We start from the raw sequence: 18,846 nt of genomic DNA on the forward strand, positions 1-18,846 counted from the left end.
TTCACCCGGAGCGTCGAACCTTTGCTCCTGTTGTGTTGCCTGCCCTCCTAAGTACCTACCGGTCAGCCAGAGCGCCATACGATAAAGCGCGCTTCAACTGCCTGTCTCTATTCCAGTCAGGTTCTCCGCCCAGCCAGGCTTTTGTATCAAATGTCGGCCCGCGTTTACTGGAATCTTTATTTATGCACGGTATTGTTCCGTGTTGTTTCAGGAAACACCTTGAATATGAATACTCAAACCCAACACGCAATTCACACATTGACCAACGCTTTTGCCCCGATGAACTGCCTGATCATGGCCGCTCGCAAAGGCTGCTTCAGTTTCACCATCGTCAACGAACACGGCATCGCCCGTCACAGCGAACGCCTGTACCCCGATCAGTACGCAAGCGCCGAACCGCTGCAAGCCGTGATCGAGCGTACCCGTCAGGCCCTCATCGCCTGACGCAAACGATTCATCGCACGCCAAAAAGCCCCGCCCTGCAAAGCGGGGCTTTTTTATGCCCGCTATTTATTGACGACATTGACCAGTGTGCGGCACTGGAACTTTGTCTAAATTGCAACTCCTACAGCATTATCAAGATTGTCCTACAAGAATAGCTCTAAATCGGGCTCCTCAGCCTATAGCGCGCCATCGAAAATGTTGGTAATTTTCGACCGGTGAACAACAAGGAGTTCTAATAATGAAAATAATGACAAAAGCACTGAACCGGACAACACTTGGACTCGCCCTGGGTCTGGCTTCTTCTCAACTGCTTGCAGCCGGTTTTGCCCTCAATGAACAAAGCATCAGCGGCATGGGCACAGGCTTTGCAGGTCGCTCCTCGTCAGCCGATGATGCAAGCACCGTATTCGGCAACCCTGCCGGTATGTCCCGAATCAAACGCGAACAAATCAGCGTCGGCGCCGCAGCCGTGATCGCCAAGACCGACATCGACAACGGTCGTGGCACATTCGGCGGCAGCAACGACGGTGACATGGTTCCGGTGGTCGGCGTGCCAATGGGCTATTACGTCAAACCTATCGATGATCACTGGGCATTTGGTCTGGGCGTGTACGTACCGTTCGGCCTGGTCACTGATTACGAAAAAGGCTTCGCCGGCCGCTACTGGGGCGACAAGAGTCACGTGCAGGTCGTGACCTTCCAGCCAACTGTCAGCTATGCATTCAATGACAAGGTTTCCATCGGTTTCGGCCCGACGATCAACCGCATCGACGGTGAACTGACCTCGGCAACATTGAACGGCCGAAGCCCAGGCACTAACGACGGCAAGGTGAAGATCGAAGGCGATGACACCGCAATCGGCTTCAATGCCGGCATTTTGGTGCAGGCTACCGACACCACTCGCCTGGGCCTGACATACCACTCCAAGGTCGATTACAAGCTCAAGGGCAAAACCAAGATCGAAGGCTCAGGTTTCGGCGGATTTTCCGGTCAGAAGTACGATGCTTCGCTGGACATCTCCACGCCTGAGTCGGTGGACTTCTCCATCACCCAGCAACTCGACGAAAACTGGACTGTTTACGCAGGCAGTACCTGGACTCGCTGGAGCCGTCTGCAGGACATCACAGTCAACAACGATGGCGTCCCTGCCCTGCTGGGCGGTTCTGCCGGCCCGATCGGCACCATCACCGAAGAACAGAACTGGCACGACACCTGGGCACACGCCATCGGTGCTTCGTACAAGGTCAACAAAGAGTGGACACTGCGCACCGGCTTCTCCGTTGATCAGTCGCCGACCAACAACGTCAACCGCTCCCCACGCATCCCGACTGGCGATCGCAAGATCATCAGCTTCGGTGCAGGCTGGAGCCCGACCGACGACCTGACCATCGACGTGGCGTACTCGTACCTGCGTGAAGACGAAACCAAGATCCGCGACTCCAGCGCGACCAAAGGTTCGTACAGCGCCGACTACCGCAACACCGCTCACGGCCTGGGCACTTCGGTTACCTATCGCTTCTGATAGCAACTGCCAGGCTGAAAAAAGCCCGCAACCAGTAATGGTTGCGGGCTTTTTGATGCTCCGCCTCACTGACTGACTATCGTGGCGACGCTCCGCGTCGGCATGCATTTCTGGACGCTCTGCGTCCTCTCTGTGGCGCTCCGCGTCACACAAGGCTTCTGCAATGTCAGGCAGATTCAGACAAGACTCAAGCCCTCCCCTAAGGCTTCGACGCAATCGCCTTTTCAATGGCTGCGATCAGCTCAGGATCATCCGGCTTGGTCATGCTGGAGAAGTTGGCAATGACCTTACCCTGGCGATCAACCACGTACTTGTAGAAGTTCCAGCGCGGCGCACTGCTCTGTTCGGCCAGGACCTTGAACAAATGGGTCGCATCATCGCCGCGTACGGCCTGCGGCTCGGTCATGGTGAAGGTCACGCCGTAATTGACGTAGCAGACCTTGGCGGTCTCCTCACCATCCTTAGCTTCCTGTTTGAAGTCATTGGACGGCACGCCCAATACCTCAAGCCCCTGCTCCTTGTAGCGCTGACTCAGCTCTTCAAGCCCTTTGAACTGTGGGGCGAAGCCACAGAAACTGGCGGTATTGACCACCACCAGCGGCTTGCCGGCAAAGCGTTTGCACAGGTCGATGTTTTCCTTGGCACGCAGCTTGGGCAACTCGCCCTGCAGCAACGGCGGACAGTCGGCAGCCATTGCAGCGCCACTCATGGCCAGCAGCAGAAGAGGAATCGAAACAAAGCGAATGTTCATCATGGCGGCCCTGGATAGTGTTGTCGTTTGTCGACACGCTACCCCATGCCAGGCTGTCTGCCTAGCAAGCGCCCATTCCCAGTTGCAACGCGGCCAGCCCGACGTGCTGCCAGGCCCACCAGACCAGCCCCAACACCACCGCGCCTGCCAGCAACGCCGCCAGCACAGGCCAGCGACGGCTCATGCCAGACTGCCCTGCGCCTGCAACCTGGCCACAGGGCGCTCACGCACCGGCCAGTTCAACGCGGCGGCCAGCAGACTCAGCAGTATCGAGACTTGCCAGACGAGGTCGTAGTTGCCAGTGCGGTCATACACCAGCCCGCCCAGCCAGCCGCCGAGGAATGCGCCTAACTGGTGAAACAGGAAGACGATACCGCCCAGCATCGACAGGTTGCGCACACCAAACAGTGTCGCGACCGTGCCGTTGGTCAGCGGCACGGTGGACAGCCACAGCAGGCCCATTGCTACGCCGAACAGATAGGCAGTGGTCTGGCTCAACGGGACCCACAGAAACAACACGATCACCACCGCGCGCAACAGATAAAGCGCGGTCAACAGTCGAGGTTTGGACATGCGCCCGCCCAGCCAGCCAGCGGTGTAGGTGCCAAAGATATTGAACAACCCGATCAAGGCCAGCACCGTTGTACCGACCTTGGCAGGCAAGTGTTGATCCACCAGATAGGCCGGCAGGTGCACGCCGATGAACACCACTTGAAAGCCACAGACGAAGAAACCCAGTGCCAGCAGCCAGAACCCCGAATGCGAGCAGGCTTCACGCAGCGCCTCGCCCAGCGTCAGCTCGATACCGGTAGACACGCTCGGCGTATCCTTGAGCATGCCTACCAAGGGCAGGATCAACGCCACCATCACGCCCAGCACCAGCAACGCACCGGACCAGCCCAACCAGCTGATCAAGCCCAATGTGCCGGGCAACATGGCGAACTGGCCGAATGACCCCGCCGCGCTGGCGATACCCATGCCCATGCTGCGTTTTTCCGCAGGCAGCGCACGTCCCACAACACCCAGAATGACCGAAAAAGACGTGCCGGACAGACCAATACCGATCAGCAAACCAGCACTCAGGGAAAGGCTGAGAGACGAGTCAGCCATACTCATGCACATTAGCCCTACGGCATACAGCACACCGCCGACGAAGACGACCTTGGCCGCGCCAAATCGATCTGCCAGCGCCCCGGCAAACGGCTGCGCCAGGCCCCACATCAGGTTTTGCAAGGCGATGGCAAAGGCAAACACCTCACGCCCCCAGCCAAAATCCGCGCTCATGGGCGCCAGAAACAGGCCGAAACCGTGCCGCGTGCCCAGCGAAAGCGCAAGGATCAACGCACTGCCCAGCAGAACCCAGCCGCTGGTACGCCAGATCGATGTCATGGTTAAGCTCCCTGCACTTTGTTACATGGTTTTACCTGCGAATCGCGAAACTACGCGCTGCCGGTAAAAGCTGTCAACAAAGCATTGGCAAGGCTGTTATAGCAGCGCCAGCGTCAGCAGAACTGCCAGCTCCAACAGTTCGAGCAGCGCCCCGGCGGTGTCGCCCGTGCTACCGCCCAGACGGCGCATCATTATGTGCCGCAACCACAAGAAACACGCGGCACAGGCCAGCAGCGCCGCGACGCCTGACCAACCGGCCAGCAGCACACACGCTAGCGCACTGGCCAACAACACCTTACGCGCCGGACCATGCGGCAGATGATCTGCAAGAGCCTGACCCAGTCCGCCAGAACGCACGTAAGGTGTGCCCAGAAAAAGCCCAAGCATGGCCGCGCGTCCGATCAGCGGTGCCAACAGCAGCCCGATACTGCTGTGACTTTCGATCAGCGCCAGAATCGCTGCAAATTTGAGCAGCAGCACCAGCACCAGCGTGACCACGGCAATCGGCCCGCTACGCGGGTCCTTCATGATCTGCAAGGTACGTTCGCGATCACCAAAACCGCCCAGCCAGGCGTCGGCACTGTCGGCCAGACCGTCCAGATGCAGCCCGCCGCTGAGCAGCACCCAGGCACTGAGCACCAGCGCGGCATGCAGCATGAGCGGCGTACCATTGAGTAGCGCACTGAAACCCAGCAGCAGCGTGCCGAATACCACCCCTACCAGTGGGTAGAACAATAACGAACGCCCAAGCTCTTCCGGGCGCGGCATGCCGGGCAGACGAATCGGCAGGCTGCCGAGAAATTGCAGGGCGATCCAGAACGGCAGCATCTCAGACCTCCGTGAGTACGCCATCAGCGGCGACCTGAATCGACAGCAGTGCGCCATGGCCGACCACTACCTGCAACAGCTGCTCGCGCGGCAGACCACGCGCCTGCGCCAGCAGCAGGCGCATTACACCGCCGTGACTGACCAGCAACACGCGTTCACCGGCATACGCCTGATGCAGACGCTCTACAGCATTCAGCACCCGTGTCGAAAAATCGATCACAGGCTCGCCATTGGGCGGCGTGAAGGCGTAGGGATCAGCCCAGAACAGGCCAAGGCCTTCGGCATCGGTCTCCATAAGCTGCGCAGGGCTGTGGCCTTCCCAGTCGCCGAAATGCAGCTCCTGCAAACCCGGCTCCAGGTGTATGGGCAGCGACAGGCGCTGCGCCAGCTCTTCGGAAAAACGTGCACAGCGCTGCAAAGGCGAGCTGACAATCCGTTTCCAGGGACCGCCATCAACCACCGCCGCACGCATCTGCTGCCAGCCGAGTTCAGTCAGAGCGTCGTCGAGGCTGCCGCGCAGACCACCGCCCAGCTCTGTTTCGCCATGACGCAGCAAGTCCAGACGCAAGGTCATGCGGGGCGATCCGCCACTGCCGCTTCGGCAAACGTTGCCATGCCGTTATGCAGCTCGCAGGCCAGACGCACCAGTGGCACCGCCAGCGCTGCGCCACTGCCCTCGCCCAGACGCAAGCCGAGGTCCAGCAGCGGTTCGGCCTGTAGCGTTTCCAGCAAGTGCCGGTGGCCCGGTTCGGCGCCACGGTGGCCGAACAACAGCCAGTTGCGGCAAGACGGATTCAGACGCACCGCCACCAACGCGGCCACGCTGCAAATGAAACCGTCGACCAGCGCCACGATGCCTTCCTGCGCACAGGCCAGATAAGCGCCGGTCAGCGCGGCAATCTCGAAACCACCCAGGCAGAACAGGCTATGCAGCGGGTCGCCCGCGTGCTCGGCATGCAGCACCAGTGCGCGTTCGATGACACGGGTCTTGTGCTCGATACCTTCGGCGTTCAGCCCGGTACCGGGACCAACCAGCAACGGCGCAGCACATTCCAGTACCGAGCAGGCAACGGCGCTGGCCGCCGTGGTATTGCCAATGCCCATCTCGCCACCGATGAACAGCTCGGTGCCGACCGCCTTGGCGCGCAACACGCTGTCGCGCCCGGCCTGCAGAGCAGCAAGCCCCTGTTCGGCGCTCATGGCTGGCCCGTGGGCGAAATTGGCGGTGCCCGCGCCGATGCGCAAATGACGCACGCCCGGCAAATCCAGAGGCGCCACGGTACCCAGATCCACCACGTCCAGCTGCGCCGAGAGCTGGCGCGCCAGCACGCTGATCGCTGCGCCGCCGTTGACGAAGTTATGCAGCATCTGGCCGGTGACTTCCTGTGGATAGGCCGATACACCTTCGGCCACCACACCATGATCGCCGGCAAAGATCGCGATCCACAGCTTGTCGGCAGACGGACGCTCGCGCCCTTGCAGGCCGGCGAGCTGCACCGCCAGCCGCTCCAGTTGCGCCAGCGAACCCGCAGGCTTGGTCAACTGTTGCTGACGGGCCAGTGCCGCCTCGCGCATTGGTAAATCGATAGCCTGTGCGGGCTTGAGCCACCAGGAATTACTCATAGCGCGGTTCCTTTCAAAGTCAGGGGCAAGCCGGCAACGGTCAACACGACACGCTGGCAACGCTCGGCCAGCGCTTGATGCAACAGACCGGCTTCGTCGACATAGCGGCGCGTCAGCTCACCCAGCGGCACGACGCCAAGCCCGGTTTCGTTGCTGACAAAAATGATTTCGCCCGGCAAACCGGCCAGGCTGTCGAGCAGGGCTTCTCGCTCCTGGAGCAGATGCTCTGGGTCGTCGAGCATCAGCAGATTGGTCAGCCAGAGGGTCAGGCAATCGACCAGCAGGCAGCGGTCTGACGCAGCATTTTCGCGCAACACCCGCGCCAGCTCGAGCGTTTCTTCGACCAACCCCCAGTGCTCGGGACGACGGGCGCGATGGCTGGCGACGCGCTGGTTCATTTCGCCATCGAGAGGCTGGCTGGTGGCGATGTAAATCACCTTCAGCGCTGAGTCGGCGGCCAGTTTCTCAGCCAGTCGGCTCTTGCCGGAACGTGCGCCGCCAAGGATCAGTTGCAGCATTTCAGTTTGCCTCCAGGCCGCACAATTCGCGAAGCAATGGGCCGTCCAGGTGTTTTTCCACCAGGTCCGCCAAACGTTCTATGTCGCGCTCGCGCAGGGCGTGATAGTCGACGGACTGCACGTTCGCCAACCCCGCCCAGCGCAGTAACGCGCTACAGGCCGCAGGTGATTCGAACAGGCCGTGCAGGTAAGTCCCGAGCACCTGCCCGTCGACACTCTGCGCGCCATCGCAACGCCCGTCGTCCAGTTGCACGGCAGCCTGCTCCAGCGCCGGCCCTGTCGTTACCCCGGCATGAATTTCGTAGCCGCTGACCTCGGCGTCTTCCAGGGTCAGACGACCGCGCACATTGCGCAATTGTTTTTCCGCCTCCAGCACCGTGCTCATCGCCAGCAGACCAAGACCGGGGCTGGAACCGGCTGCGCCCTCCAGCCCCAGCGGGTCGTGCACCTGCTCGCCGAGCATTTGCAGACCGCCGCAGATACCCAGCAGCTTGCCGCCGTAGCGCAAATGCCGCTCGATGGCGGTGTCCCAGCCGTTGCTGCGCAGGTACTTCAGGTCGCTGCGCACGCTTTTCGAGCCGGGCAGAATGATCAGGTCAGCAGGAGGAATGTCCTGACCGGGACCGACAAATTGCAGGTTGACCTGAGGATGCAGGCGCAACGGGTCGAAATCGGTATGGTTGCTGATGCGCGGCAGCACTGGCACCATCACGTTCAGGACCTGCTCGACCTTGTCGGTCTGGCGCTGATCGAGACCGTCTTCGGCCTCCAGGTGCAGGTCCATTACATAAGGCAACACGCCAACCACCGGTTTGCCGGTGCGCGCCTCCAGCCAGTCCAGGCCCGGTTGCAGCAAGGCGATGTCGCCGCGAAAACGGTTGATGATGAACCCCTTGACCCGCGCCTGTTCGCTGGGCGACAGCAACTCCAGCGTGCCGACCAGATGGGCAAAGACCCCGCCGCGATTGATGTCGGCAATCAACAGCACCGGGCAGTCGACCGCCTCGGCAAAGCCCATGTTGGCGATATCGTTGGCGCGCAGGTTGATCTCGGCCGGGGAGCCCGCGCCTTCGACCATGATCACCGGATAGCTCTGGCCCAGCCGCCGATGCGACTCCAGCACCGCCTGCATGGCGATCTCTTTATAGCCGTGGTAAGCCACCGCGTTCATGGTGGTGACGGCGCGACCGTGAATGATCACCTGCGCACCGGTATCACTGTTGGGCTTGAGCAGCACCGGGTTCATGTCGGTGTGCGGCTCCAGAAAGCACGCCTGCGCCTGCACGGCCTGAGCGCGGCCGATCTCACCGCCGTCCGCCGTCACCGCGCTGTTGAGCGCCATGTTCTGCGGCTTGAACGGCACGACCTTGACGCCCTGTCGGGTCAGCCAGCGGCACAGCGCCGTCACCAGTGTGCTTTTGCCGGCGTCGGAGGTGGTGCCTTGTACCATCAGCGTGGTCATGGGTATTCCTTGCGGTATTCAAGCAGAACAGTGTGCAGGCGCAGCCAGTCGGCCTCGTCGCGGGGCAGACCGAAGCGCAGGCTGGCGGACTCGGGTGTGCCGCCCTGGAACAGACGCAACAATACGCCACGTCGCGCACAGAACTCGTAGAGCGTTTGCGCTTCAGGGGTCATGCGCCACTGAAACAGCGCACAGCCGCCCTGCGGGCTCAGACCGTACTGGTCGAGCAAGGCCACCAGACGCTCGCGAGCCTGCTCGCTGCGTTCACGCTGACGGGCCTGCCCTTCCTGATCATTGAGGCACACCTGACCGATGATCCGTGTTGGCCCGCTGACCGACCAAGGGCCGATTTCCTGCGCGAGCATCCTCAGCAATACCGGTTCGGCCATGACAAAACCGAGCCTGACACCGGCCAGGCCAAAAAACTTGCCGAACGAGCGCAGCACAATCAGCCCGGTGCGCCACGTCTCGGCAGCCAGGCTCAGGCCCGGCGTGTTATCCATGAACGCTTCATCGACGACCAGCCAGCCACCGCGCTCGGCCAGTCGTGCATGCCACTCCAGCAGGCGTTCGGCGCTCAGGTGCAGACCGGTCGGATTGTTCGGATTGACCACCACCAGCACATCAAGAGTGTCGAGAAAGTATTCGACCTCCTGCTCGCCTACCTCGCGGACCACGAAGCCGTTCTTGCGCCATGCATGTGCATGCTCGGCGTAGCATGGCGACAGCACGCCAACCCGACCTCCGCTGCGTACCCGCGGCAACGCTTGAATCGCGGCCTGCGAGCCGGACACCGGCAATAAGCGAGGCACGCCGTAATAACGGCAGGCCGCTGCTTCCAGGCCATCATCGGTCTCGGGCAAACGCGCCCAGGCGTGCATCGGGATCTGCGGCACAGGCCACGACCAGGGTGCAATGCCCGTGGACAGGTCCAGCCAGTCGGCCAGTTCGATACCGTAATGCTGCGCTGCGGCGCGCAACCGACCGCCGTGCTCAAGCATAGAATTCAGCTACCACGCATATGACCAGCAACCACAACCAGACGCCGCGCTGCACCAATTGCCAGCCGCGATCAATGGAATCCGCATCGGCAGGCGCACCTTCACCCAGTTGCGGACGCTGATGCAGCTCGCCGTGATAGATCGCCGCCCCGCCCAGTTCGACACCCAACGCGCCTGCTCCAGCGGCCATCACCGGACCGGCATTCGGACTGTCCCAGGTCGGAGCCTGCGTGCGCCAGCAACGCAGCGCCAATCGGGTCTTGCCCAGCAACGCGTAAGTCAATGCCACAAGGCGTGCAGGAAGGTAGTTGAGCAGATCGTCGATCTTTGCCGCAGCCCAGCCGAAACGCTCGAAGCGCTCGTTACGGTAGCCCCACATGGCGTCCAGCGTGTTGCTCAGCCGGTACAGCACCACGCCGGGCGCACCGGCCACGACAAACCAGAACAGCGCGGCGAACACCGCATCACTGCCGTTCTCCAGCACTGACTCGGTCGCCGCGCGAGCCACTTCGGTGGCATCCAGTTCGCTGGTCTGGCGACTGACCAGATAACCGACCCGCTGGCGTGCCTCGACCAGATCGTCACTGCGCAGCGCTTGCGCCACCGGCTGAACATGCTCGCCCAGGCTGCGCATGCCCAGCGCGCAATAAAGCGCCAGAACCTCGACCAGCCAGCCAATACCGGGCAGCCAGCTCAGTAGCGTGGCCAGCAGCGTCAGCGGCACAACGGTGATGACCCAGGCGGTGACGCCGTGACTGCGCCAGCCACGGCCGCCACTATTGAAACGCTGCTCGACCCGGCTGGCGAAGTTGCCGAACGCCACCAGCGGATGCCATCGTTTTGGCTCACCGAGCAGCGCGTCCAGCGCCACACCGGCGACGCTCAACAGCGCCACACTCATTGACTCACTCCCCATTGATTCTCATACAGCAACTCATGCAGCGGACGCGCCTGCGCCCAGCCTTCCATGACCAGCATGGGCGCAGGATAAAATTCCTTGACCGGCCCCAGGCAAATGATCGCCAGCGGCTTGGCGCCGTCAGGCATGCCCAGCAGTTCGGCCAGCGCCTCCGGGTCGAACAGCGACACCCAGCCCATGCCAAGCCCCTCGGCACGCGACGCCAGCCACAGGTTCTGGATGGCGCAGGACAACGAGGCCATATCCATTTCCGGCAAGGTACGGCGGCCGAAAATGTGCTGTTCACGGCCTTCCATCAGTGCGGCGACCAGCACCTCGGCGCAGTCGTTGATGCCTTCGACCTTGAGCTTCATGAACTCGTCGGTGCGCTCACCCAACGCCTGGGCAGTGCGGATACGCTCTTCTTCTACCTGCGCCTGCATTTTTCCGCGCAACGCCGGATCGCTGATGCGAATGAAGCGCCACGGCTGCATCAGCCCGACACTGGGTGCCTGGTGTGCGGCTTCCAGCAAGCGCGCCAGCAACTCGGGCGCCACCGTGCCGCCGACGAAGTGGCGCATGTCGCGACGCTCGGCGATGGCCCGGTACACCGCAGCCCGCTCTTCAGGGCTGAACGCTTGTTCGGTCATGGTTTGAACAGCGCCGCAATCGCCTGAGGGCAGGAAGGGAAATAGAAATGCACGTAGGACGCGGTCAGACGACCCAGGCGATAGACTGCCTCTGCGCCACGCCCGCCGTTGGGGCTGACGCCACGGGCAATCGGCTGCAACTCGGTGCTGGTCAGCGAATGGTGGTACGTGTGGCCGTGCAGCGTGCCCTCGGGCAATTCAACCGCTTGCAAGGCCAGCGCCGCCAGACGCTTCTGCATGACCGCCTCACCGGACAGCAAGCCGACCAGTTCGGCGCGCACACCCTCCACATCGGTCAGCGCTTCGAGTAAATAAAGCATGCCGCCGCACTCGGCCAGAATCGGCTTGCCAGCAATATGGTGCGCCCTGATCGACGCCTGCATCGTCAGGTTTTCCGCCAGCGCAACGTGATGCAGCTCCGGATAGCCACCCGGCAGGTACAGGCTGTCGGCGTCGGGAAGCTCGCGGTCATGAATCGGCGAAAAGAAACTCAGCTCTGCGCCCATGTTTCGCAGCAGTTCCAGGCTTGCGCCGTACAGAAAGGCAAAGGCCTCGTCGCGGGCAATGGCGATGCGCACACCGCGGAGCAACGGCTCGACCTGAACCGGGTCAGGCGCGGTGAAGGTTATGGCTGGCGGCAAGGCCACTTCGCAGGTGCTGGCCAGCGCGGCGGCAGCCATGTCCAGCCGCACGTCCAGATCGTTGAGCTCACTGGCCTGGACCAGCCCCAGATGGCGGCTGGGCAATTCGAAACCGACTTCCCGGGACAGTGCGCCATACCAGCGCAGGCCTTCGGTCAGGCTGTTCTCCAGCAACTGCGCGTGGCGTACCGTGCCAACTCGATTGGCCAGCACGCCGGCAAACGGCAGATCCGGCTGATAACGCGCCAGCCCGAGCGCCAGCGCGCCAAACGTCTGCGCCATCGCCGTGCCGTCGATCACCCCCAACACCGGTACGCCAAAGTGGCGGGCCAGGTCGGCGCTGGACGGTGTACCGTCGAACAGCCCCATGACCCCTTCGATCAGGATCAGGTCTGCCTCATCTGCGGCTTCCCACAACAGGCGACGGCTTTCGTCGGCACCGACCATCCACATGTCCAGCTGGTAGACCGGTGCGCCGCTGGCCCGCTCGAGAATCATCGGGTCGAGAAAATCCGGCCCGCACTTGAACACCCGAACCTTGCGGCCCTGATTGCGGTGCAAACGTGCCAGTGCCGCGGTGACGGTGGTCTTGCCTTGCCCGGAGGCAGGCGCGGCGATCAAAACCGCCGGGCAATCGCGCGGAGCTCTCATTGCAGTGCGCTCAATGATGAAGGGTTCAAAGCTCGATACCTTTCTGCGCCCGGATACCGGCCTGAAACGCATGCTTGACCACGCCGATATCGGAAACCGTATCAGCCAGGTCGATCAATTCGGGTTTGGCTCCGCGGCCGGTCACCAGCACATGCTGCATCGGCGGGCGGGCCTGCAGATCACTCAGCACCTGTTCAAGGTCGAGGTAGCCATGCTTGAGGGCAATGTTCAGTTCGTCGAGCACCACCAGACCAATGGCCGGGTCGCGAAGCATTTCCCGAGACACGGCCCAGGCGGCTTCGGCAGCGGCAATGTCACGCTGGCGATCCTGGGTTTCCCAGGTGAAGCCCTCGCCCATCACGTGATAGCGCACCTGCTCGGGGAAACGGCGGAAAAACATTTCTTCGCCAGTGCTGTTGCGGCCCTTGATGAACTGCACCACGCCGCACTGCATGTCGTGGCCCATGGCCCTGGCAAGCATGCCGAATGCCGAGCTGCTCTTGCCTTTGCCGTTGCCGGTCAAGACCAGCAGCAGGCCGCACTCGTTGGGTGAGCTGGCAATGCGCTCGTCCATCACGGCTTTCTTGCGCAGCATGCGCGCCAGATGGCGTTCGTCGCGTTCGGGGGATTCGTTCATCCGGGTTCTCCGCTCGTGGCAGTCGACAACAGACGGAAGGACAGCACTGGACAGCACGGCAACGCCCTGCACAGAGCATCACCCTCCGTGATGCCATTGAGTGGTTCAGGCCGGTCTCCGGGCTCATGAGCGGGTTACCCCGGCTGCGCGCCTTCCCATGTCGAAACACAGTGGCGTCAGGCACAGCCTTGACTCATTTACCGTTGCGGGGGCAGCGCCGGGATCGGATCGATTGATCCACACCGGCTTCCCTGTTTCACCCTGCCAATCAAGGATTGCAGAGCACCTGAAACAAACCGCGAAGGGTAGAGGGTTGGGCTGGGAGCGTCAATCGACACCGACGCTGTGAAACGTGATTGAACCCAGACGGTTCGCAGTGCCTCTATCAATTATCGGACCACGCCCTTGTTTATGGAGATTCACCATGTTCAGACTCAGACCCCACTACGCAGTGTTGCTTCTGGTTGCCGGTGGCCTTGCTGCCTGCGGCGAGTCTTCGACCCTGCAAGTCTCGGATGGAACAGGCCCCTCGCCCAAACTGCCGGAGCCCAACAAGACGCTGATCCCGACCGTCAACATCGCCCCCGCCGTAGGTTGGGAAAAAGGCGCAAAACCGGTCGCCGCGCCGGGCACACAGGTGGCAGCGTTCGCCGAAAACCTGGACCACCCGCGCTGGCTGTATGTATTGCCCAATGGCGACGTGCTGGTGGCGGAAACCAATTCGCCGGCCAAACCGGATGATTCCAAGGGTATTCGTGGCTGGGTAATGGAAAAAGTCATGGGCCGCGCCGGTGCGGGCGTGCCAAGCGCCAACCGCATTACTCTGCTGCGTGACGTGGACAAGGACGGCGTCGCGGAGACCCGCACCGTGTTCCTGCAAAACCTCAATTCGCCGTTTGGCATGACCCTAGTGGGCAACAAGCTGTATGTCGCCGACACCGACCGCCTGATCAGCTTCCCGTATGAAGCGGGTCAGACCTCGATCAGCGCGCAGCCGACCAAAGTGGTCGACCTGCCGGGCGGCACGCTCAACCATCACTGGACCAAAAACGTCATCGCCAGCAAGGATGGCAGCAAGCTGTACGTCACAGTGGGCTCCAACAGCAACGTGGCCGAGAACGGCATGGACAAGGAAGAAGGTCGTGCAGCCATCTGGGAAGTGGACGCTGCCACCGGCAATCACCGCATTTTCGCCTCCGGCCTTCGCAACCCCAACGGCATGGACTGGGAGCCCAAAACCGGCAAGCTGTGGACAGCGGTCAACGAGCGTGACGAAATCGGCAGCGACCTGGTGCCTGACTACGTGACCTCGGTGCAGGATGGCGCTTTCTACGGCTGGCCCTACAGCTACTACGGCCAGCATGTCGACGAGCGCGTCAAACCGCAGAACCCGGCACTGGTCGCCAAGGCCATCGCACCGGATTACGCAGTCGGCCCGCACACGGCCTCGCTGGGCCTGGTATTCGCCGATGGCAAGACACTGGCGGCACCGTTCAACGAAGGTCTGTTCATTGGCCAGCACGGCTCATGGAACCGCAAACCGCACAGCGGCTATAAAGTGGTGTTCGTGCCCTTCAGCGGCGGCAAGCCCAACGGCGCTCCGGTCGATGTGCTGACCGGTTTCCTCAACAAAGACGAAAAAGCCATGGGCCGCCCGGTTGGCGTGGTCAATGATCAGCGCGGCGGCTTGCTGGTGGCAGATGATGTCGGCAACAAGATCTGGCGCGTGACCTCGGCCAAGGCAGCTCAATAACGCCGAGCGTAGAGGTTTGACGCGGATCGTCGGACGTTAGTTGAGTTATCGTTCCGCACGCTCCAGCGTGGTAATGCAGTTCTCGACGCTCCGCGTCGCAAGAGGACGCGGAGCGTCCGGAACGGCATGCGACGCAGAGCGCCGTACGGTAGTTGAGATTATCGTTCCCTACGCTCCAGCGTGGGAATGCAGTTCTCGACGCTCCGCGTCGCAAGAGGACGCAGAGCGTCCGGAACGGCATGCGACGCGGAGCGTCGCACGATAATTGCGATGATCGTGCCGCACGTCCGGAACGGCATGTCGACGCGGAGCGCCTTACGGTAGTTGAGATTATCGTTCCCTACGCTCCAGCGTGGGAATGCAGTTCTCGACGCTCTGCGTCGCAAGAGGACGCAGAGCGTCCGGAAAGGCATGCGACGCAGAGCGTCGCACGATAGGCGCGATGATCGTGCCGCACGTCCGGAACGGCATGCGACGCAGAGGGTCGTACGTTAGTTGAGATGATCGTTCCCTACGCTCCAGCGTGGGAATGCAGTTCTCGACGCTCTGCGTCGCAAGAGGACGCAGAGCGTCCGGAACGGCATGCGACGCGGAGCGCCGCACGATAATTGCGATGATCGTGCCGCACGTCCGGATCGATATGTCGACGCAGAGGGTCGTACGTTAGTTGAGATGATCGTTCCCTACGCTCCAGCGTGGGAATGCAGTTCTCGACGCTCTGCGTCGCAAGAGGACGCGGAGCGTCCGGAACGGCATGCGACGCGGAGCGTCGCACGATAATTGCGATGATCGTTCCGCACGTCCGGAACGGCATGTCGACGCAGAGCGCCGTACGGCAGTTGAGATGATCGTTCCCTACGCTCCAGCGTGGGAATGCAGTTCTCGACGCTCTGCGTCGCACGATAGGCGCGATGATCGTTCCGCACGTCCGGAACGGCATGCGACGCGGAGCGCCGCACGATAGGTTTTGTGCTGCAGGTTCCAGGCAGACCGCTGGCAGGCGAAGCGCTACGGCCGAATCTGCGCCAGATTTGCTGGTTGAATGACGCGCTTGGCGTTGAGGTAGGCTTTTTGCCAGTAAGGCTTGTCGAGGCTGTCGAGCTTGACCGTGCCGCCGCTGGCCGGGGCATGCACGAAGCGGCCTTCGCCGACGTAGATGCCCGCGTGGGACACCTGCGAGCCGCCCGAGGTGGCGAAGAACACCAGATCCCCTGATTGCAATTGCTCGCGACGGATATTCGGCACGCCCATCACGATCATCTCGCGCGTGGAACGCGGCAGGGAAATGCCCGCTGCATCGCGATAGACATAACCTATAAGACCGCTGCAATCAAAACCGGAGTCAGGCGTGTTGCCACCCCAGCGATAAGGCGTGCCAACCAGCCCCAACGCACGAAACAGCACGTCTTCGGCAGCCGGAGAAAGAATCTGAGGGGGAGCAGTGACCACCGGACGCTGAACGATCCGGGGTGCTTTGGGCGGTGGCGGCGCGCTGGCGCAAGCACCCAGCAACGCAGCAACAGAGATGACTATCAGGCGCAACGCAATCGACATAACCACAACAACCTATCCGGATGCGGCTTACGCTGCCGAGAAGCTCAAAAACGCAGAAAGACCCGAAGGTCTTGTTCTGCGCGTTCTATTTTATTTACGCCGCTTTGGCGCGGTCTTGACTGTAGTCGAAGTCATCGCTGTTGTCTGCGCGGCATCAGGCGTCGACTTTACCGCGACCGTACCTGGCGCCATTGCCAGAGGACGCTTGGCCTCGATAAACGTCTTGCTCCAGTAGGCGTCATCGAGGCTGTCGATGCGTACACCGCCACTGCGACGGCTGCTGGAGTGAATGAACTGCTGATTACCGGCGTAGATCGCTGCATGGCTTACGCGACCACGGCCACGGGTACTGAAGAACAGTACATCACCAGGCTGAAGGTTTTTGCGCGATACCAGCGGTGCGTCAACGTTGATCATTTCACGCGTGGAGCGCGGCAGGCTCATGCCAGCCTCTTCGCGAAACAGATAACCAATGAAGCCGCTGCAATCGAAACCCGATGAAGTCGACGTGCCGCCGAACTTGTAACGCGTGCCGATCAGGGATTTGCCACGTTCCAGGATGCTGTCGGCCAGAACCGGCAGCTGGTAGGACTTGTTGTCGGCGAAGTGAGCGAGTTCGTCTTCGGTGGCAATCTCGTCCTGCAAGGCTGCGGCGTCGGCGCGACGGGCTGCGGACTGAGCGTTTGCTGCGTTCTGATAACGCGCAACGGGCTGAGCCTGTTCTTGCTGTGCGACCGGCATATTGGCCGAGCAACCGAAGAGGAATGTAACGAGTGCGAGAGGCACGAGGGGTGCGAAGCGAACAACCTGCATGGGCACAACCGTGGCTGACTAGTTAAGATGGCGAGACTATGCCTTTTATGAAGGTGATTTGCAAATTCAATCGAACTAGATGTGACTTATGAGTTCCGCCATGACATGTGCTGCGCGGCACTGCAAAAAGACGTCCATCTGCGCGCTGTGATCGGTCGGCTGCGGATTGATTTCCGCCGTAAAACCCCCGGAAACTCTGGTGCGAATGACCGGTTCATGAATGTAGGGGAAGCTTGCCGTGGTACCGATACTCAGGACTGCGTCATAGCCTTTAGCCAGTTGTTCATACAGTGTTTCCAGTGCTCTTTCAGGGAGCATTTCCTGAAAAAGAACGACGGGCGGTCGCATAACGCCACTACATGCCGGGCATAAAGGGGGCAAAGGACGCTGCAAGTGCTCACTCAATTGCGGATCTTCAGCACCACAGGATTGGCAAAACAGTGGCGAGAGTTGCCCGTGAATTTCGATCAGGCGCTCCGGCGGGCTGCCGGCGGCGCGATGATAGCCGTCGACGTTCTGGGTCAGCACCCAGCACTCGGCCTTGATGCGCTGCAACTGGGCGATGGCGTAATGCGCGATATTCGGCTCGCCACCCAGACACGCCCTGCCCAGCTCGGCGATGTATTTCCAGCACAGCTCGGGGTCACGGCGCAGCATGGGCCCGGACAGGGCCATTTCTATAGGCAGGCCGTCGTCGGTCTTGCCGTTGTAGAGACCGCCGACGCCGCGATAGGTCGGCAAGCCCGAATCAGCCGACAGGCCTGCCCCGGTGATTACCAGAATCCGTTGTGCATGGCGCAAGGCTGCCGCCGTTTGCATCAACAGCGCCTGATCTACCACCCCAGCGTCTCTTTAAGGAAGGGAATGGTCAGCTTGCGCTTTTCCTGGAGTGACGCCTGATCAAGGCGCTCAAGCAATTCGAACAGCGCGCTCATGCTGCGCGTACCACGCGTCAGAATGAAATGACCTACCTCATCGGTCAGGTGCAGGCCGCGGCGTGATGCACGCAGTTGCAGCGCACGCAGCTTGTCTTCGTCGGACAGCCCGCGCATCTGGAATACCAGGGCCATGGTCAGACGGGATTTCAGATCGGGGAGTTTGACCGGCAGTTCGCGGGGCGATTTGGACGCTGCAATGAGCAGACGACGCCCGCTGTCACGCAAACGGTTGAACAGGTGAAACAGGGCTTCTTCCCACTCCGGCTTGCCGACAATGGCTTGCAGGTCATCCAGACATACCAGTTCGTACTGTTCAAGATGGTCGAACAGCTCGATACCTTCATCGATGACTTCGGCAAGCGGCAGATACACCGCAGGTTCGCCCAGTTGCTCGAAACGCAGGCACGCAGCCTGAAGCAGGTGCGTGCGCCCTACTCCATCCTTGCCCCATAGATAGATGAGGCTTTCCGTCCAGCCAGCGTCGGCTTCGCACAGCCGCTCGACATAGCCGAGTGCAGCGGCATTGGCGCCTGGATAGTAATTGACGAAAGTGGCGTCATCACGCAGACGCACACTCAGGGGCAGCTGAATCGGTTTCATGCTGACTAACGGCTCATGCAAACCGTCAAGGGCCTCTGTGTAAAGAGCGCAAAGTTTATACCCGTGAAGCGGGTCGCACAATGCGACAGACCTCAAGCAAAATCAAAGGTTTGCGTCAGGGTGCGTAAAGCGCGGGTCGAGAAAGGGCGTTTTGACGTAATGCATGCATTGCC

The 18,846-nt window shown here is 61.4% G+C and carries 20 protein-coding genes and 1 riboswitch; of the genes, 3 read left to right on the forward strand and 17 right to left on the reverse strand.

Annotated elements, in window-relative coordinates:
• The first annotated feature begins 225 nt into the window (after positions 1 to 225).
• Positions 226 to 444, forward strand: a complete 219-nt coding sequence (locus KP808_RS18250) for a hypothetical protein (protein ID WP_002554588.1) — start codon at positions 226 to 228, stop codon at positions 442 to 444.
• A 238-nt stretch (positions 445 to 682) separates the two neighbouring features.
• A complete protein-coding gene (locus KP808_RS18255; RefSeq protein WP_080394843.1) occupies positions 683 to 1,966 on the forward strand; it encodes an OmpP1/FadL family transporter in 1,284 nt (427 codons plus the stop codon).
• A 199-nt stretch (positions 1,967 to 2,165) separates the two neighbouring features.
• On the opposite strand, the gene KP808_RS18260 is transcribed toward KP808_RS18255, so the two are convergent.
• The 13 genes from KP808_RS18260 to cobO form a co-directional block, all read right to left on the reverse strand.
• Positions 2,166 to 2,717: a glutathione peroxidase gene (locus tag KP808_RS18260; RefSeq protein WP_057403445.1), complete on the reverse strand. Its 552-nt coding sequence runs from the start codon at positions 2,715 to 2,717 to the stop codon at positions 2,166 to 2,168.
• 61 nt (positions 2,718 to 2,778) lie between these two features.
• A complete protein-coding gene (locus KP808_RS25925; RefSeq protein ID WP_057403446.1) occupies positions 2,779 to 2,901 on the reverse strand; it encodes a hypothetical protein in 123 nt (40 codons plus the stop codon).
• Complete coding sequence (locus KP808_RS18265) at positions 2,898 to 4,106, reverse strand: MFS transporter (protein WP_057403447.1); 1,209 nt, start codon at positions 4,104 to 4,106, stop codon at positions 2,898 to 2,900. Before KP808_RS18265 ends, KP808_RS25925 begins: the two co-directional genes overlap by 4 nt.
• A 96-nt stretch (positions 4,107 to 4,202) precedes the next feature.
• Positions 4,203 to 4,934 carry an adenosylcobinamide-GDP ribazoletransferase gene (locus KP808_RS18270; protein ID WP_122258046.1) on the reverse strand — a complete coding sequence of 244 codons (732 nt, stop codon included), beginning with the start codon at positions 4,932 to 4,934 and terminating at the stop codon, positions 4,203 to 4,205.
• A gap of 1 nt (position 4,935) precedes the next feature.
• Positions 4,936 to 5,508, reverse strand: coding sequence for an alpha-ribazole phosphatase family protein (cobC, locus tag KP808_RS18275; protein WP_230016616.1), 573 nt, complete (start codon positions 5,506 to 5,508; stop codon positions 4,936 to 4,938).
• Positions 5,505 to 6,557 (reverse strand): nicotinate-nucleotide--dimethylbenzimidazole phosphoribosyltransferase, encoded by a 1,053-nt coding sequence (cobT, locus tag KP808_RS18280; RefSeq protein WP_230016617.1) that lies wholly within the window; start codon positions 6,555 to 6,557, stop codon positions 5,505 to 5,507. Before cobT ends, cobC begins: the two co-directional genes overlap by 4 nt.
• On the reverse strand, positions 6,554 to 7,075 hold the full coding sequence (gene cobU, locus KP808_RS18285) for a bifunctional adenosylcobinamide kinase/adenosylcobinamide-phosphate guanylyltransferase (RefSeq protein ID WP_230016618.1): 522 nt from the start codon (positions 7,073 to 7,075) through the stop codon (positions 6,554 to 6,556). The genes cobT and cobU overlap by 4 nt, the downstream gene beginning before the upstream one ends.
• 1 nt (position 7,076) lies before the next feature.
• Entirely contained in the window at positions 7,077 to 8,537 is a 1,461-nt protein-coding gene (locus tag KP808_RS18290) for a cobyric acid synthase (protein WP_230016619.1), read from the reverse strand.
• Entirely contained in the window at positions 8,534 to 9,538 is a 1,005-nt protein-coding gene (gene cobD, locus KP808_RS18295) for a threonine-phosphate decarboxylase CobD (protein WP_230016620.1), read from the reverse strand. Before cobD ends, KP808_RS18290 begins: the two co-directional genes overlap by 4 nt.
• On the reverse strand, positions 9,531 to 10,439 hold the full coding sequence (cbiB, locus tag KP808_RS18300; RefSeq protein WP_122258042.1) for an adenosylcobinamide-phosphate synthase CbiB: 909 nt from the start codon (positions 10,437 to 10,439) through the stop codon (positions 9,531 to 9,533). The genes cobD and cbiB overlap by 8 nt, the downstream gene beginning before the upstream one ends.
• Positions 10,436 to 11,086 (reverse strand): 5,6-dimethylbenzimidazole synthase, encoded by a 651-nt coding sequence (gene bluB / locus KP808_RS18305; protein WP_058401250.1) that lies wholly within the window; start codon positions 11,084 to 11,086, stop codon positions 10,436 to 10,438. The genes cbiB and bluB overlap by 4 nt, the downstream gene beginning before the upstream one ends.
• Entirely contained in the window at positions 11,083 to 12,378 is a 1,296-nt protein-coding gene (locus KP808_RS18310) for a cobyrinate a,c-diamide synthase (RefSeq protein WP_230016621.1), read from the reverse strand. The genes bluB and KP808_RS18310 overlap by 4 nt, the downstream gene beginning before the upstream one ends.
• Before the next feature lie 25 nt (positions 12,379 to 12,403).
• Entirely contained in the window at positions 12,404 to 13,015 is a 612-nt protein-coding gene (gene cobO / locus KP808_RS18315) for a cob(I)yrinic acid a,c-diamide adenosyltransferase (RefSeq protein ID WP_002554602.1), read from the reverse strand.
• Between the two features lie 91 nt (positions 13,016 to 13,106).
• Positions 13,107 to 13,320: riboswitch (cobalamin riboswitch) on the reverse strand.
• A 119-nt stretch (positions 13,321 to 13,439) separates the two neighbouring features.
• Here cobO and KP808_RS18320 point away from each other — a divergent pair.
• Entirely contained in the window at positions 13,440 to 14,768 is a 1,329-nt protein-coding gene (locus tag KP808_RS18320; RefSeq protein WP_005782621.1) for a PQQ-dependent sugar dehydrogenase, read from the forward strand.
• 1,008 nt (positions 14,769 to 15,776) lie between these two features.
• Here KP808_RS18320 and KP808_RS18325 read toward each other — a convergent pair.
• The 4 genes from KP808_RS18325 to hda form a co-directional block, all read right to left on the reverse strand.
• Positions 15,777 to 16,322 carry a C40 family peptidase gene (locus KP808_RS18325; RefSeq protein ID WP_058400189.1) on the reverse strand — a complete coding sequence of 182 codons (546 nt, stop codon included), beginning with the start codon at positions 16,320 to 16,322 and terminating at the stop codon, positions 15,777 to 15,779.
• A gap of 90 nt (positions 16,323 to 16,412) precedes the next feature.
• On the reverse strand, positions 16,413 to 17,135 hold the full coding sequence (locus KP808_RS18330; RefSeq protein ID WP_058400188.1) for a C40 family peptidase: 723 nt from the start codon (positions 17,133 to 17,135) through the stop codon (positions 16,413 to 16,415).
• Between the two features lie 75 nt (positions 17,136 to 17,210).
• Positions 17,211 to 17,975 carry an NAD-dependent deacylase gene (locus tag KP808_RS18335; RefSeq protein ID WP_230016622.1) on the reverse strand — a complete coding sequence of 255 codons (765 nt, stop codon included), beginning with the start codon at positions 17,973 to 17,975 and terminating at the stop codon, positions 17,211 to 17,213.
• Complete coding sequence (hda, locus tag KP808_RS18340; protein WP_002554607.1) at positions 17,969 to 18,673, reverse strand: DnaA regulatory inactivator Hda; 705 nt, start codon at positions 18,671 to 18,673, stop codon at positions 17,969 to 17,971. Before hda ends, KP808_RS18335 begins: the two co-directional genes overlap by 7 nt.
• Positions 18,674 to 18,846 lie beyond the last annotated feature (173 nt).

It is taken from the genome of Pseudomonas savastanoi (assembly GCF_020917325.1).
In the GTDB taxonomy this organism is placed as follows: Bacteria; Pseudomonadota; Gammaproteobacteria; order Pseudomonadales; family Pseudomonadaceae; genus Aquipseudomonas; species Aquipseudomonas amygdali.

What these genes read in the sequence shown, in the direction of transcription:
- KP808_RS18250 (WP_002554588.1), top strand. Translation starts at nt 226, where the DNA reads ATGAATACTCAAACCCAACACGCAATTCACACATTGACCAACGCTTTT.
- KP808_RS18255 (WP_080394843.1), top strand. Translation starts at nt 683, where the DNA reads ATGAAAATAATGACAAAAGCACTGAACCGGACAACACTTGGACTCGCC.
- KP808_RS18260 (WP_057403445.1), bottom strand. Translation starts at nt 2,717, where the DNA reads ATGAACATTCGCTTTGTTTCGATTCCTCTTCTGCTGCTGGCCATGAGT.
- KP808_RS25925 (WP_057403446.1), bottom strand. Translation starts at nt 2,901, where the DNA reads ATGAGCCGTCGCTGGCCTGTGCTGGCGGCGTTGCTGGCAGGCGCGGTG.
- KP808_RS18265 (WP_057403447.1), bottom strand. Translation starts at nt 4,106, where the DNA reads ATGACATCGATCTGGCGTACCAGCGGCTGGGTTCTGCTGGGCAGTGCG.
- KP808_RS18270 (WP_122258046.1), bottom strand. Translation starts at nt 4,934, where the DNA reads ATGCTGCCGTTCTGGATCGCCCTGCAATTTCTCGGCAGCCTGCCGATT.
- cobC (WP_230016616.1), bottom strand. Translation starts at nt 5,508, where the DNA reads ATGACCTTGCGTCTGGACTTGCTGCGTCATGGCGAAACAGAGCTGGGC.
- cobT (WP_230016617.1), bottom strand. Translation starts at nt 6,557, where the DNA reads ATGAGTAATTCCTGGTGGCTCAAGCCCGCACAGGCTATCGATTTACCA.
- cobU (WP_230016618.1), bottom strand. Translation starts at nt 7,075, where the DNA reads ATGCTGCAACTGATCCTTGGCGGCGCACGTTCCGGCAAGAGCCGACTG.
- KP808_RS18290 (WP_230016619.1), bottom strand. Translation starts at nt 8,537, where the DNA reads ATGACCACGCTGATGGTACAAGGCACCACCTCCGACGCCGGCAAAAGC.
- cobD (WP_230016620.1), bottom strand. Translation starts at nt 9,538, where the DNA reads ATGCTTGAGCACGGCGGTCGGTTGCGCGCCGCAGCGCAGCATTACGGT.
- cbiB (WP_122258042.1), bottom strand. Translation starts at nt 10,439, where the DNA reads ATGAGTGTGGCGCTGTTGAGCGTCGCCGGTGTGGCGCTGGACGCGCTG.
- bluB (WP_058401250.1), bottom strand. Translation starts at nt 11,086, where the DNA reads ATGACCGAACAAGCGTTCAGCCCTGAAGAGCGGGCTGCGGTGTACCGG.
- KP808_RS18310 (WP_230016621.1), bottom strand. Translation starts at nt 12,378, where the DNA reads ATGAGAGCTCCGCGCGATTGCCCGGCGGTTTTGATCGCCGCGCCTGCC.
- cobO (WP_002554602.1), bottom strand. Translation starts at nt 13,015, where the DNA reads ATGAACGAATCCCCCGAACGCGACGAACGCCATCTGGCGCGCATGCTG.
- KP808_RS18320 (WP_005782621.1), top strand. Translation starts at nt 13,440, where the DNA reads ATGTTCAGACTCAGACCCCACTACGCAGTGTTGCTTCTGGTTGCCGGT.
- KP808_RS18325 (WP_058400189.1), bottom strand. Translation starts at nt 16,322, where the DNA reads ATGTCGATTGCGTTGCGCCTGATAGTCATCTCTGTTGCTGCGTTGCTG.
- KP808_RS18330 (WP_058400188.1), bottom strand. Translation starts at nt 17,135, where the DNA reads ATGCAGGTTGTTCGCTTCGCACCCCTCGTGCCTCTCGCACTCGTTACA.
- hda (WP_002554607.1), bottom strand. Translation starts at nt 18,673, where the DNA reads ATGAAACCGATTCAGCTGCCCCTGAGTGTGCGTCTGCGTGATGACGCC.